The sequence below is a fragment of the Dolichospermum sp. UHCC 0260 genome, assembly GCF_009711985.1.
Classification (GTDB): Bacteria; Cyanobacteriota; Cyanobacteriia; order Cyanobacteriales; family Nostocaceae; genus Dolichospermum; species Dolichospermum lemmermannii.
Map to the genome: position 1 here is coordinate 11,062 of NZ_VIKZ01000063.1, position 12,938 is coordinate 23,999.

Annotated in this window: 13 protein-coding genes and 2 pseudogenes; 10 read left to right on the forward strand and 5 right to left on the reverse strand. The window is 37.0% G+C overall.

What is annotated here, in order from left to right; all coding sequences use genetic code 11:
* A pseudogene (locus FJR08_RS19725) lies at positions 1 to 283 on the reverse strand (tetratricopeptide repeat protein); the annotation flags it as partial.
* Between the two features lie 107 nt (positions 284 to 390).
* On the reverse strand, positions 391 to 849 hold the full coding sequence (locus tag FJR08_RS19730; RefSeq protein WP_168634284.1) for an NADAR family protein: 459 nt from the start codon (positions 847 to 849) through the stop codon (positions 391 to 393).
* Positions 850 to 927: 78 nt separating this feature from the next.
* On the opposite strand from FJR08_RS19730, the gene FJR08_RS19735 reads away from it, so the two are divergent.
* The 4 genes from FJR08_RS19735 (at position 928) to FJR08_RS19750 (ending at position 5,233) form a co-directional block, all read left to right on the forward strand.
* Positions 928 to 1,542 (forward strand): DUF4129 domain-containing protein, encoded by a 615-nt coding sequence (locus tag FJR08_RS19735; RefSeq protein WP_168634285.1) that lies wholly within the window; start codon positions 928 to 930, stop codon positions 1,540 to 1,542.
* A 174-nt stretch (positions 1,543 to 1,716) separates the two neighbouring features.
* Complete coding sequence (locus FJR08_RS19740) at positions 1,717 to 2,796, forward strand: DUF4350 domain-containing protein (RefSeq protein ID WP_168634286.1); 1,080 nt, start codon at positions 1,717 to 1,719, stop codon at positions 2,794 to 2,796.
* A gap of 150 nt (positions 2,797 to 2,946) precedes the next feature.
* Positions 2,947 to 3,900 (forward strand): MoxR family ATPase, encoded by a 954-nt coding sequence (locus FJR08_RS19745; protein WP_015079108.1) that lies wholly within the window; start codon positions 2,947 to 2,949, stop codon positions 3,898 to 3,900.
* 13 nt (positions 3,901 to 3,913) lie between these two features.
* On the forward strand, positions 3,914 to 5,233 hold the full coding sequence (locus FJR08_RS19750; protein ID WP_168634287.1) for a DUF58 domain-containing protein: 1,320 nt from the start codon (positions 3,914 to 3,916) through the stop codon (positions 5,231 to 5,233).
* Positions 5,234 to 5,269: 36 nt separating this feature from the next.
* Here the strand turns inward: FJR08_RS19750 and FJR08_RS19755 are convergent, their stop codons facing one another.
* The gene (locus FJR08_RS19755; RefSeq protein WP_168634288.1) at positions 5,270 to 6,226 is read right to left on the reverse strand and encodes a stage II sporulation protein M; all 957 of its coding nucleotides are present in this window, start codon (positions 6,224 to 6,226) and stop codon (positions 5,270 to 5,272) included.
* 79 nt (positions 6,227 to 6,305) lie between these two features.
* Here FJR08_RS19755 and FJR08_RS19760 point away from each other — a divergent pair, with 79 nt between their 5' ends.
* Both FJR08_RS19760 and FJR08_RS19765 read left to right on the forward strand, forming a co-directional pair.
* A complete protein-coding gene (locus FJR08_RS19760; RefSeq protein WP_168634289.1) occupies positions 6,306 to 7,157 on the forward strand; it encodes a DUF975 domain-containing protein in 852 nt (283 codons plus the stop codon).
* Positions 7,158 to 7,166: 9 nt separating this feature from the next.
* Positions 7,167 to 7,946, forward strand: coding sequence for an RDD family protein (locus FJR08_RS19765; RefSeq protein WP_168634290.1), 780 nt, complete (start codon positions 7,167 to 7,169; stop codon positions 7,944 to 7,946).
* Positions 7,947 to 8,081: 135 nt separating this feature from the next.
* On the opposite strand, the pseudogene FJR08_RS19770 reads toward FJR08_RS19765, so the two are convergent.
* Positions 8,082 to 8,408: pseudogene (locus FJR08_RS19770) on the reverse strand (transposase); the annotation flags it as partial.
* 887 nt (positions 8,409 to 9,295) lie between these two features.
* On the opposite strand from FJR08_RS19770, the gene FJR08_RS19775 reads away from it, so the two are divergent.
* Both FJR08_RS19775 and FJR08_RS19780 read left to right on the forward strand, forming a co-directional pair.
* A complete protein-coding gene (locus tag FJR08_RS19775) occupies positions 9,296 to 9,604 on the forward strand; it encodes a hypothetical protein (protein ID WP_096664437.1) in 309 nt (102 codons plus the stop codon).
* 129 nt (positions 9,605 to 9,733) lie between these two features.
* Positions 9,734 to 10,258 carry a hypothetical protein gene (locus FJR08_RS19780; protein ID WP_254435809.1) on the forward strand — a complete coding sequence of 175 codons (525 nt, stop codon included), beginning with the start codon at positions 9,734 to 9,736 and terminating at the stop codon, positions 10,256 to 10,258.
* Between the two features lie 35 nt (positions 10,259 to 10,293).
* Here the strand turns inward: FJR08_RS19780 and FJR08_RS19785 are convergent, their stop codons facing one another.
* The gene (locus tag FJR08_RS19785; RefSeq protein ID WP_174783168.1) at positions 10,294 to 11,079 is read right to left on the reverse strand and encodes a DUF1868 domain-containing protein; all 786 of its coding nucleotides are present in this window, start codon (positions 11,077 to 11,079) and stop codon (positions 10,294 to 10,296) included.
* Between the two features lie 82 nt (positions 11,080 to 11,161).
* Between FJR08_RS19785 and holA the strand changes: the two genes are divergently transcribed.
* A complete protein-coding gene (gene holA / locus FJR08_RS19790) occupies positions 11,162 to 12,148 on the forward strand; it encodes a DNA polymerase III subunit delta (RefSeq protein WP_168634291.1) in 987 nt (328 codons plus the stop codon).
* Positions 12,149 to 12,373: 225 nt separating this feature from the next.
* A complete protein-coding gene (locus FJR08_RS19795) occupies positions 12,374 to 12,859 on the forward strand; it encodes a DUF4168 domain-containing protein (RefSeq protein ID WP_148766235.1) in 486 nt (161 codons plus the stop codon).
* Positions 12,860 to 12,938: the final 79 nt, after the last annotated feature.

Genomic DNA, 12,938 nt, shown 5'->3' on the forward strand with positions numbered 1-12,938 from the left:
GATACAATAATCTAGCCTCTTGCCATTTTTGAATTGCTTGTCGCAAAGACTCTGCTGATCCTTGTTGATAAAGTGTCTTTCCCTCTTCAAAAAGCCGTTCTGCATTTTCCTTTGTTGCTGCTGGAGATTGGGCAATTTTTGAGGAATCATCCTTTGCCAAAACACGGCTAGAGTCAGTAACTGCACTCACACAACCAAACAACAGAATACTAATAGACAAAGTTATATAGCCGTTACCTACCAGTAACATCAGCCAATTATGTTGTTGTTTTCTATTTTTCATCAGAATTAATACGTGGTAAAATAGCAACCTCTGTTTATAATATCAGCTTTTTTTGATGATATTCTCAGTAAACAATATTTTATACAAGCGACCAGTATCAAAGGTTTTCATCTTTTCAAGAATTGTGAGCGGATTTCTGCACGTACACTCATGAGGATTTTACCGAGATGATTTTCTCCTGTATGATTTGCACCACAGCCCCAGAAACAGTCTGTAGGGGAATTTTCTATAAGCATTTCATCACCTGTGATTAATAATATTTCCCTAATATCAGCATGAGTGATAAATTTTTGTAGTACCCCAATCCGCATAACTTGAGTTTTCACCAATTCCCAATCTGGACGGAAACGACGAGAGGGACAACGCCCTAAAGCAGCAGCCTGTTCAGGACTAACAGCAGCGCGAATTAAAGGTATAATGGGAGCATCGGAACTACCAACAAACTTTTGTGCTTGATAATAATGCTCAACGGTTGGCCAGTCAGTACCGTCAATGTTAATACTGTGGGGAGAAAAGTTAGAAAAACAACCATAGGGCTGGGAAACTTGATAAAAGTAAATAGTCATTTGCAAAATTCTCTTTTATACTAAATTAGCTTTAGCAGTAATAATGTAAATGAATAATAGATTGAGCCATTCTGTTTTATGACTACAGATGCTTTTGAACAAACAAATTGGGTGTGGCAATTTTCCTTATTCCAACAACAAGTAGGGGAATGGATAGAATACCAATTTTCCCGGTTTCAAAAAACTTTACCAGAATTACCGCCTGGTTGGTCAATCAATCCCTGGTTAGGTGAATTACTAAATATCCTATTTTGGTTAGGATTGGGTTTATTCGTGGTATGGATAGGTTGGCGATTATGGCAAGAATTCAATCCTTATATCTATGCTTGGCTAAATGCAATGAGTAATTCTCCAGGTTTTAGAACCAAAGCTGATTCTAGAGAAACATCAATTGCCTTACTGTTAAACCAAGCTCAGGAATTTCACCAACAGTATAATTACACAGAGGCTTGTCGTTGTGTGTATTTAGCAATGCTACAGCAATTGCATGAACAAGCGATCGCCCACCAACAACCTAGCCGCACAGACGGAGAATATCTGCAATTACTCAAATCCTCTGTCACTCTCATTCAACCATACCAAATATTAATTAACACCCATGAACAATTATGCTTTAGTGAGCATGAAATGTTAGCAGAAAATTATCAACAGTGTTGGCAAGCTTATCAACAAATATTCCAGCGATTATCATGAATACAGCGGTTTTCGCTCTTATGAGGTACAAAGTTGAATCATGAAACTCTTGTAGTGCGGGCATACTTCGACAAGCTCAGTACAAGTCTTGCCCGCTAGATATGTACCTCATAACACCGGGAAGTGCTGTAATATCAATAATATCAATAATTTCCATATTAATTCAGATAAATCATGAACCGCAATCAGCGCATTGCTTGGTTAGGTGCGATAGTCTTAGCCGTGATTATTTTACTTACCACTATAGCAGCCCCCAATACCCAAATAACTAGTGGTTCTACTTATAACCGCAGCCCTGATGGCTATGGTGCGTGGTATGCCTTTATGCAAGATCAAAATATCAGTATTCAACGTTGGCAAAAACCATTTAGTGATTTACCAACAACAAAGAACCCTATTACCTTATTACAAGTTAATAGCACCCTTCAAGAAATAGAAATATATTCAGAACAAGAAGAATGGATAGCAAAAGGGAATAACCTAGTAATTTTAGGAATTAAAAAACCAGTAACCGCAGCAGCATTTAGTACACAGCAGCAATCAACCTTCGGAAAAGTCAAGATTGATACCCGCCGCCGATATAATATTTCCCAGGAAGAACAAATCACACTAGAAGACAAATTTGGGACAATAATTTGGCAGAAAAAGTTTGGTAAAGGCAAAGTAATTTTAGCAACAACACCATATTTAGCTGCTAATGCCTATCAAAACAATGACAGTAATTTTAAATTATTAGCAGATTTAGTCAGCAAAAATAGTCAAAAAGTATTTGTAGATGAATATATACATGGCTATAAAGATAGAGATATTCAGAAAAAACTAGGAGAAGATAGTATATTAAATTATTTCGCAAAAACTCCCCTATTACCAGCCTTTATCCAGCTAATTGTCCTATTATTGGCATTAACTTGGGCAGAAAATCGCCGCTTTGGTAAATCAGTAACCTTAAAAACATCCTTGATAGATAACAGTCAGGCTTATATTCAAGCTTTAGCGGGAGTTTTACAAAAAGCAGAATCTACTGATTTTGTTGTCGAAATGCTAGGGAAAGAAGAACAAATACAACTTCAGAAAACTTTGGGTTTGAGTCAAATTCCTTTAGACAATCAGGTTTTACTAAAAATCTGGGAAGAACAAATAGGGAATAATACAGAAAAACTTAATGCAGTCTTACAACTACAATCACAAAAACGTCGAATAAGTGAACGAGAACTGATAAGCTGGTTAGAGAAATGGCGTAATTTGCGAAAATAATTAAACGCAGATGAACGCAAATAAACGCAGATAAATACGGATGATTATGATTCTGTGCAGCTTTAGATAAATTTGGTATAGATCTTTTGATGAATATGATATTTCTCGAAATCTTTTTTTTATTCCTTTTTTTGTGAGTGATTGATAAATATGAGTGAAACTAATAATTCGGTTTTAATTAATCTGGGAAAAGCAATTAATCAAATAGTTGTTGGACAACCCGCTTTGATTAAACAGACATTAATTGCCTTATTAGCAGGTGGACATATTATTTTAGAAGGAGTTCCTGGCACAGCAAAAACATTGTTAGTTAAAGTATTGGCACAATTAATCCAATCTGATTTTCGCCGTATTCAACTAACTCCAGATGTTCTCCCGTCAGATATTACAGGGACAAATATCTTTGACTTAAATACCCGCGATTTCACATTAAAAAAAGGTCCCGTTTTTACAGAAATACTTTTAGCCGATGAAATTAACCGCACTCCTCCAAAAACCCAAGCTGCACTTTTGGAAGCAATGGAAGAAATGCAAGTTACTTTAGATGGAGAAAGTTTACCATTACCTGATTTATTTTGGGTAATTGCCACCCAAAATCCCTTAGAATTTGAAGGAACTTATCCTTTACCAGAAGCACAATTAGATCGGTTTTTGTTTAAGTTAATTGTAGATTATCCAGAACAAGCAGCCGAAAAACAAATGTTATTAAATCGTCAGTCTGGATTTACTGCAAAACGTGCAGATATTGCCAACTTAAAACCTATCACCACAGTAATTGATATTTTGCAAGCTAGACAAGCTGTAAAACAAGTTCAAGTATCAGAAACAATAGTTGATTATTTATTAGAAATTGTCAGAAAATCCCGTCAATATCCTGATTTAGCTTTAGGTGCATCTCCTCGCGCTGCGGGTGCTTGGTTGCAAACTTCTCAAGCCGCAGCTTGGTTATCGGGAAGGAATTTTGTAACTCCAGATGATGTAAAATCAGTGGCTTCACCCTTATTGCGTCATCGTTTATTATTGAAACCGGAAGCAATGCTAGATGGTTTACAAATTGATGCAGTAGTTGCAGCAGTAATCAATCAAGTTCCTGTTCCTAGATAACGAAACAAAAATCATGATTCCCTCCAAAAAAGTTTATTTTTTATTAATTGCGGGAATATTTATTTCCCCAATTTTATCTATGATTTTGGGAATTTATCAAACCATAATCATAACTTGTTTATTTGATCTTACCGTTTTAATTTTAATGGTAGTTGACGGTTGGGGAATGAAAGCGAAGCGCGTAGAAATTACCCGCGAATTACCTTTACGTTTATCTATTGGTAGAGATAATCCAGTTATATTAAAAGTTCAAGCTGGGAAAATTGATGCAGTTATTAAAATCCGCGATTATTACCCACAAGAATTTGCTGTTTCTACAACCACAGTTACAGCTAATATAAATGCTAATCAAAATCAAGAATTAACTTACACAGTTTACCCAAATCAAAGGGGAGAATTTTCTTGGGGAAATATGCAAGTGCGACAGTTAGGAATGTGGGGGTTAGTGTGGCATGATTGGCAAATTCCCCACAGTACACAGGTAAAAGTATATCCTGATTTAATAGGATTGCGATCGCTCTCCATTCGTCTCACATTACAATCATCAGGTTCTATCCGTAAAACTCGGCAAATGGGAATAGGCACAGAATTTGCCGAATTACGAAACTACCGCAGCGGTGATGATTTGCGGTTTATTGATTGGAAAGCTACCGCAAGACGTGCTTATGGTAATACAGGACCCCTAGTTAGAGTTTTAGAACCAGAACAAGAACAAACATTATTGATATTACTAGATCGTGGCAGATTGATGACAGCAAAAGTTCAAAGTTTGCAACGATTTGACTGGGGTTTAAATACGACATTATCCCTAGCATTGGCAGGATTGCATAGAGGCGATCGCGTTGGTATTGGTGTATTTGACAACAAACTACATACGTGGATACCTCCAGAACGCGGACAAAATCATCTCAACCAACTCATTGATAAACTCACCCCCATTCAACCAGAATTACTCGAATCTGATTATTTAGGTGCAGTTACCCACGTCGTCAAACAACAAACCCGCAGAGCGCTCGTAGTCATCATTACGGACTTAGTTGATATCACCGCTTCCTCCGAACTTCTCGCAGCCCTTACCAGACTCGCACCCCGCTATTTACCCTTTTGCGTCACCCTGCGAGATCCTCAAGTTGATAATTTAGCACATACATTTACTGAAGATGCCACACAATCTTATATTCGCGCAGTTGCACTAGATTTATTAGCACAAAGACAACTGGCATTTGCCCAATTAAAACAAAAAGGAGTATTAGTTCTTGACGCACCAGCAAATCAAATTTCCGAACAATTAGTTGATAGATATTTACAACTTAAAGCCAGGAATCAACTGTAAATTATATATTCCTCTTTGCGCCTTTGCGTGAGACTTTCATATTTTCTTCTTTCGACTACAATACCTCACCAAAACCACAAACAAACCCATCCCAAACAAATATTTAATTGGATCTGGAATCATCGGATTAGGAGAGAAAAAACCCTCAATTAAACCAGCAACAATCAACATCGGCACAATCCCAAAAACCAATTGTACAGCCAAAGAACCATAAAACTTCAAAGCATCCAGACGACGATATTTACCAGGAAATAAAATTGCCCTTGCCAGCAACAAACCTGAACCTCCTGCAAAAAATATCGCAGGTAGTTCCAAAGCACCATGAGGAAATACAAAGGCCCAAAATGGATAAGCCAGATTGTTTTGAGCAACTAAAGCACCAATAGCGCCCATTAACAAACCATTGAATACTAATAAATAAGTCGTATATAAACCCGCCGTAATTCCCCCAGCCACAGCCCCAAAAGACACAGAAATATTATTCATCATAATATTACTAGAAGCTAATGGTTCAATCCCCACAATCGAACCCATCCATAATTCATGCTTATCTCGCACCAGGGAAATCAATCTTTCCGGTACTACCAACGACATAAAACTCGGATCTTGCCAAGCATACCACCAAGCAATTAAGCCTCCTAAAATAAACATAGCGGTGGCTGTGGCAATGTATAGGAACGTTTGCTGCACCACTTGAGGAAATCCCCATAGGTAAAATTCCTTAGCCGCTTGCCATTCCTGTCGCCGCGAACCCTGGTAAATTTGTGTATAGGCGCGAGTTGTCAAAGATTGTAAGCTTTGAATTAAAGTTTTACCTACTTGCTGAGTCCGCGCCCTAGCTAAATCCGCCGCCACGGAACGATATAAACTCGCTAATTCCCTGATTTCCGCAGAACCCAGAGACTTTAAGCGTTTTTGTTCTACCTTTTTTAACAAAGCATCCAAACGCTGCCAATTAGCCTCTCGTCTTCCTATCCAACGTTGAATATTCATAAAATTTCTAAATACTTAGTACAGATTAGCTTAAAATAACTTCAAAGTAAGCGCCGTATTTTAGGAAAAAATTAACACCATGTCTGGAAATCTTAATTCTCCTAACCCTATTCAACCGTTAAGTGTAGGTAGTGTTGTCAGTGCGGGAATACGATTGTACCGTTCCCATCTCAAAAAATATTTTCTCATAGCTCTTAAAGCTTATGCTTGGTTACTAGTTCCCATTTACGGTTGGGTGAAATTTTATGCCCTTTCAGCCCTGATTTCTCGATTAGCTTTTGGGGAATTAGTTAACCAACCGGAAAGTGTTTCATCAGGTAAACGATTTGTCAATTCCCGCTTGTGGGAATTTTTTGTTAACATGATCCTCATGCTTGCCATTAGTATAGGAATTATGCTTGGATCTGTACTCATTGGCAGTTTACTAATAGGTATACCAACAGCATTACTAGGAGGATTACAGGATGCAAACCCAGCTAATATAGGTATTATTATTTTAATAACTTTGGTAGTTATAATAATAACCTTCTCAGGTATTTTGTGGATAGGTACTAGATTTTATTTAGTAGATGTTCCCCTAGCAATTGAAGATGATGTTAACGGTAGTTCAACGATTAATCGGAGTTGGGAACTAACTAAGGGAAATATTTTCAGGATTCTTTTAATTTCTTTAATTGGTTTTTTAATTACCATTCCCATCCAATTTATTATTCAAATCATTACTACTATTATTCAGTTAATTTTTACAACTTTACTAAAGGAAGATATTCTCAGTTCTTCAATAATTTCATTCATGTTAACATTTGGACTAAGTTTTGTAGGTGGGGCATTAATTCTCCCTTTTTGGCAAACAGTGAAAGCTGTGGTTTATTATGATCTTAGAAGTCGGCGAGAAGGGTTGGGTTTACAATTACGTGACCACGATATTTAAATATAAAAAATGCACCTTTTTAACCGCATTAAATTCACTACACCCGAAAGTGTGGAAATAGAATTTACCCTGGCTGAAATTGGTAGTCGGGCTTTAGCATTAATGATTGACTATCTAATTTTGGCTTTTACTTTAGTGGTAATTGCGTTGATATGGGCATTTATTTTTCAGCAAGTCACTGATTTTGGAGTGAGTATTTTTGGCTCTAATTTCGGCTTGTGGTTGATAGCCATATCTCTATTAAGTCTGTTTTTTATTTACACAGGTTATTTCGTCTTATTTGAAACTCTTTGGCAAGGACAAACACCAGGTAAACGTATTGCTAAAATTCGCGTTGTGCGAGATGATGGTAGACCTGTGGGTTTACAACAAGCAGCATTACGAGCTTTACTCCGTCCTCTTGATGAATCTTTATTTATTGGTGCTTTTTTAATTACTTTTAGTAACCGAGAAAAGCGTCTTGGTGATTTAGCCGCTGGGACAATTGTAATTCAAGCGGAAACAGTTGTGAAATCATCAAGTTTAGTCATTTCTGAAGCAGCTAAATCTTTTCATATTCAATTACAAGAAATAGCCGATTTATCACCTTTATTACCCGATGATTTTGCTATTATTCGAGAATATTTACTCCGACGCAGTGGAATGTCCACAAAAGCCAGGACAGCACTTTCTTTAAAACTCACCCAACAAGTTCAATCTATTATTAACTTAGAAATTCTCCCAGGGAATATTGCTTCAGATGTATTTTTAGAAGCTGTTTATCTTGCCTATCAACAACCTGGATATTAAAGCTGATTTTCAGCCATAATGGGCTATTTACGTGACAATGGAATTATTTAACCCATTTACTCAGAGTAATTCCCAAAAACTGCTCTAGTTGAGTAAGTAGGTCGGCGGAAAAGTTTCTAACTATGTAACGAAAAGTTAAGAATGGTTATTTTTGTTAAAATGAATACGTTCTGTACTGTATTGTCCTTTTTCTCCCCTAGCTTTAACCCCATTCATTACGGCATATGCAAGGTCTAGCTCGTCCTCAAACATTCGTCCCGATAGCTCGTCTTTTTTGAGATGCTGCCATTCCAATTCAATTGGATTCATTTCCGAGCAATATTTTGGCAAAAAGAAGATATATAAGTTCTGACTCTCCCATTTTGACCACAACTGTTGCACTTCCTTGCATTGGTGTATTGGACCGTTATCCTGTACTATCACTCTGATTCGTCCAATTTTTTCGGCTTCTTGCGCTAATTGTGTATAAGCAGTAGCAGATAGGGTAAAAGCTGTGAGAGCGAAAGATGCCAAAGCAATTTTATTCTTCATGTTTTAAACCTCATTAGATTAAGTTATTTTGGTTAATTACTCTACAGCTAGATAGTTGAATCTAGTTAAGTAGTGACAAGTTATTTGTCTATACTGACTATTTCACGTTCGTAAAAAAAACATCCGTATTTATACTGATTTTTTCTCAGCCCAAGAGTATTGAATCTTCATGAAAATGGCATATTTATGAAATTATGGTGAAATTAAACAGATATTCTAAATTCAATATTAACGTAAAATTAATTACAAATAAACACAACCTGTATCACTATCATAAAGCTGTGAATAAGCGGTAAATCTTAGCATTAAAAAGAATCTAGCAAAATAGTATTTTATGTAAATATAACTATTATTTTTGTTTTTAATTTATCATGCTGGGTGAGTAATTACGTAAAAAGTCGCACCCAAACTATTACAGCGGTTTTCGCTATTATGAGGTACAAAGTTGAATCATCAAACTCTTGTGGTGCGGGCATCTTACCCACTAGATACGTACATCATAACACTGAGAAGTGCTGTATCCGTTAAAATACTGATAAAATCTGCCTAACAATAAAAAATGCTTGTGGCATTGCTAAAAAATATTAGCTTTGGCTTAACATATCAGCAGCCGAAAACAGCAACACCAACTTTAATGAAGCTATCCGACTATTCAACGAAATCGAAGCGCCCAAGCAAGTTGAGAAAGTGCAAAAAGCGAAAAGAGGAAATATTGATTCATAAAATGTAAGGGTTTAGCATTGCTAAACCCCTACCGCGTTGATATATAATCCTGAAAAATGCTATAATATAAACCAATCGCAAGCTATGTATGAAATATGAAAATAATTCTAGATAACTTAGAACCCAACTTAGTCGAAAATCTCAGATATCAAGCAGAACAACATGGACGGACTCTAGAGACTGAGTTGAAACTAATTTTAACACAAGCTGTTACCAAAAATCCTCAAGAAAATTTTCAGGAACAAACATTAATTCCCCTAAAAATATTAGCAGCACAGGTAAAAGAATCCTTAGATAATACAGGATATAATTCCCATGAGCAAATTATTGATTTAATTCAAGATGTCAAAAAAGAAATGGCTGAAGAACATTTATTAAAAGCACAGCATCACAATGAGTTATGATATCCCCAGGGGAAACGCATCTAAATTTTATTGACAAAATACCGATTTAATGCGTAAACCAATAAATCCTCATTTATCGTTTGATTGATTTTTTCAGAGTCATAGTGATGGAATAAAATATTGTCAATAATGGTCGTTAATGCGAATATTTTGGTCATTATTGAGATTAAATTGCCCTTATTGATAAGATGCGTTTCCCCTGATGATATCCCTCAACGTCTTTTTTTAGACACTAATATTTACATTATTGGTATTGCAAATCAGGATAGTTATGAAAGAAAAATATTAGAATCAGTTGGTTTTTTACAATCTTCATCTGTAGAAGTTATCGTTTCAGAAGAATTATTAAATCAAACTTTACGAGTATCTAAACGTTTATATAATAAAGATTGGGGTAGTCAAATTGTCGCTCGAATTTGGCAGCAGTTACAAGTTATTTATGTCAATTTCACTTCTGAGGAATGGCTAAAAATAGAAGAATTAGGATTAATTCCTCGTGAAGATATTGGAGTTTATTTAACTGCTAGTAAGGGTGAAACTCAGTGTTTTGTTTCTGCCAATTATAAACTAATTCGTTGTTTAGTTCAAGAAACAAAAGAATTTGAATGTTTAACTCCTCAAGAATTTGTGAATAAGTATTTGTCACGTTTGTAGGGGTTTAGCACTGCTAAACCCCTACTATGAATTACTTAAAAATCCAAACTCGGCCAGTCTGGTTGACGATAATAGCGGATCATATTATCAAATTTTCGTAATTCCACCTTATCAATGAGAAAATCTGGAGTATCTAACGGCAATGATTGATTAAACTCACAAAACATTGTATTCAGATTTACCCGATCTAACTCTGGGGGAATTTCGCTAAAATACCCCAATGTTACATGAGCCGTAAAATGATAATGCTGCTCAATACCCAAGCCCATTAACGTGCGATTTTGATAAATTATCCGTCGGAACTGAATAATTTCCTCATAAGAACGTTTATCCTTTGGTACTAAACACACACCTACAGCCCTGGGCATGACAATCAACCCCAACATTTGCCAAGATATAGGAGATCCCTTTGTCATCAATTGTTGATATTGTTGAAACATCTCAGCCAACTGAGAATTCAAATCTTCAGCAAATTGGGGATTTTTTGTACAAGCATGATGAAAAGCACTATCCCAAATTAAATCTGCCACCGTCAGATGAAAACTCACAGCAGGAACAGGTACAATCAAATCACCACCAATGGGTAGCTCTAATAATTGCCGTTGATAGGCTTCTATTTGACCGTAGAAAGCAGCGTTTTTCAGGTCTTCTGCTGCTGGTGGGGTAATCAGCGTATAGCCTGGAAAGGGTGTAGCAACTCTTACTCCAGCATGAACCCGAAATTTAGAAGATTCCTGAATATGCTGAATCTGGGTTTTGTAAGCTTCTGGTAGCGTCATGTGTGCTACCCGATTTAAATAGATTTGGTAGTTGTCGTCCAATCTTGATCACCTTGCGCTCTTTTGATAGATTGTAGGGAGATTTACTCAATTTGACCAAATTAATTTTTAATTTTAAATTGCTATGCCAATATATGTTTACTGGGGCGAAGACGATTTTGCCATGGAAAAAGCCGTAGTAACTTTACGCGATCGCATCCTTGATCCCCTCTGGACTAGTTTTAACTATACCTCATTTCCCGCAGATCAACCCGATTCAATAGTCCAAGCTTTAAATCAAGCAATGACACCACCATTCGGGGCTGGTGGGCGTTTCGTGTGGCTCATTAACACCACTCTGGGGCAAAATTGTCCAGAGCCTATCCTAGCCGAATTACAACGCACTCTCAAAGTCATCCCCCCAGATTCCACCTTACTATTAACCAGTCGCAACAAACCAGATGAACGCCTTAAAAGTACAAAACTCCTCAAGCAATTTGCTACAATTTCCGAATTTCCCCTAATTCCTCCTTGGAAAACCGAACTTTTAGTCCAATCAGTTCAACAAGCCGCTCAAACTGTCGGTATAAAAATAAGTCCCCTCGTCGCCGAACTATTAGCCGAATCAGTAGGTAACGATACCCGTCTTCTCTACAATGAACTGGAAAAATTACGTCTTTATACAGAAGGTAGTGGCAAACCTTTAGATGTGAATACAGTATCGGAATTAGTCAGAAATACCACTCAAAACACCTTACAACTAGCAACAGCCATCAGAACTGGAGACACCCCAAAAGCCTTAGGCATCTTAGGTGATCTCAGCAATGCAGCCGAACCGGGTTTACGGATAGTTGCCACACTCATAGGTCAATTTCGCACCTGGTTATTAGTAAAAATGATGATGGACAGTGGTGAACGCAACCCCCAAGCCATCGCTCAAGGTGCGGAAATCTCTAACCCCAAACGCATCTACTTCCTACAGCAAGAAGTCAAATCTCTCCCCCTACAGCAACTCATCTCTGCCTTACCACTGCTATTAGAATTAGAAGTCAGCCTCAAGCAAGGTGCATCCGAAACCTCAACCCTACAAACTAAAGTTATCGAACTTTGCCAAATATGTCGCCGCATTTAATACAGCGGTTTCCGCTCTTATGAGGTACAAAGTTGAATCATGAAACTCTTGTAGTGCGGGCATCTTGCCCGCTAGATATGTACCTCATAACACCGGGAAGTGCTGTAACCCCATCAATATTAATATATTGATCCAATCTTGACTGGAACTTCTAATTCAGAAAATAATTCAAACTTATGATCGATCACATTTCCTGTTTGTCCTTCTGTGTCACCTGTATTATATATGCTCAAAATTTACAGTCTTCATTCAACCAAACGGTTGCAGCGAATTCTCTCTCAACCCTTGATTTTGGCAACTATTGCCACTGCAAGTCTGATATTCGGAACTTTCAGCTTCAATTCCCAAGGAATCGCTCAAACCTTAAACATCAACAATACAGAAGTAACTAACTATGCAAAAGCTGTATTGGGGATGGAACCAGTCCGTCAGCAAGCCTTTGAGGAAATCAAAAAACTCATCGGTAGCAAAGATGTTCCCCAAGTGATCTGTAATGATCCTACAAGTATCAATGCACTACCTGGCAAAGCCAAAGATATTGCCGGAAATTACTGCAACCATTCTCAAAAAATAGTCGAGGATAGTGGTCTTACAGTTGAAAGATTCAATAAAATCACCTTAGAAATCCAAAACAACAATAATTTAAAAAAGCAACTGTATAATACATTACTACATTTGCAAAAGGCTTCACCCTCAAAAACCTCCAAATAAGTAATCTCAAATAATATGATCAGGATGGCGAAAAGCCATGATTATCACCAAAAATCAGGGGAACATAGAGTTTAACTTA

Bases quoted from the DNA above. Each gene is read 5' to 3' on its own strand.
- FJR08_RS19750 (WP_168634287.1), top strand. From the start codon at position 3,914: ATGATTCCCTCCAAAAAAGTTTATTTTTTATTAATTGCGGGAATATTT.
- FJR08_RS19780 (WP_254435809.1), top strand. From the start codon at position 9,734: ATGGTCGTTAATGCGAATATTTTGGTCATTATTGAGATTAAATTGCCC.
- holA (WP_168634291.1), top strand. From the start codon at position 11,162: ATGCCAATATATGTTTACTGGGGCGAAGACGATTTTGCCATGGAAAAA.
- FJR08_RS19735 (WP_168634285.1), top strand. From the start codon at position 928: ATGACTACAGATGCTTTTGAACAAACAAATTGGGTGTGGCAATTTTCC.
- FJR08_RS19795 (WP_148766235.1), top strand. From the start codon at position 12,374: ATGCTCAAAATTTACAGTCTTCATTCAACCAAACGGTTGCAGCGAATT.
- FJR08_RS19760 (WP_168634289.1), top strand. From the start codon at position 6,306: ATGTCTGGAAATCTTAATTCTCCTAACCCTATTCAACCGTTAAGTGTA.
- FJR08_RS19755 (WP_168634288.1), bottom strand. From the start codon at position 6,226: ATGAATATTCAACGTTGGATAGGAAGACGAGAGGCTAATTGGCAGCGT.
- FJR08_RS19745 (WP_015079108.1), top strand. From the start codon at position 2,947: ATGAGTGAAACTAATAATTCGGTTTTAATTAATCTGGGAAAAGCAATT.
- FJR08_RS19730 (WP_168634284.1), bottom strand. From the start codon at position 849: ATGACTATTTACTTTTATCAAGTTTCCCAGCCCTATGGTTGTTTTTCT.
- FJR08_RS19775 (WP_096664437.1), top strand. From the start codon at position 9,296: ATGAAAATAATTCTAGATAACTTAGAACCCAACTTAGTCGAAAATCTC.
- FJR08_RS19765 (WP_168634290.1), top strand. From the start codon at position 7,167: ATGCACCTTTTTAACCGCATTAAATTCACTACACCCGAAAGTGTGGAA.
- FJR08_RS19740 (WP_168634286.1), top strand. From the start codon at position 1,717: ATGAACCGCAATCAGCGCATTGCTTGGTTAGGTGCGATAGTCTTAGCC.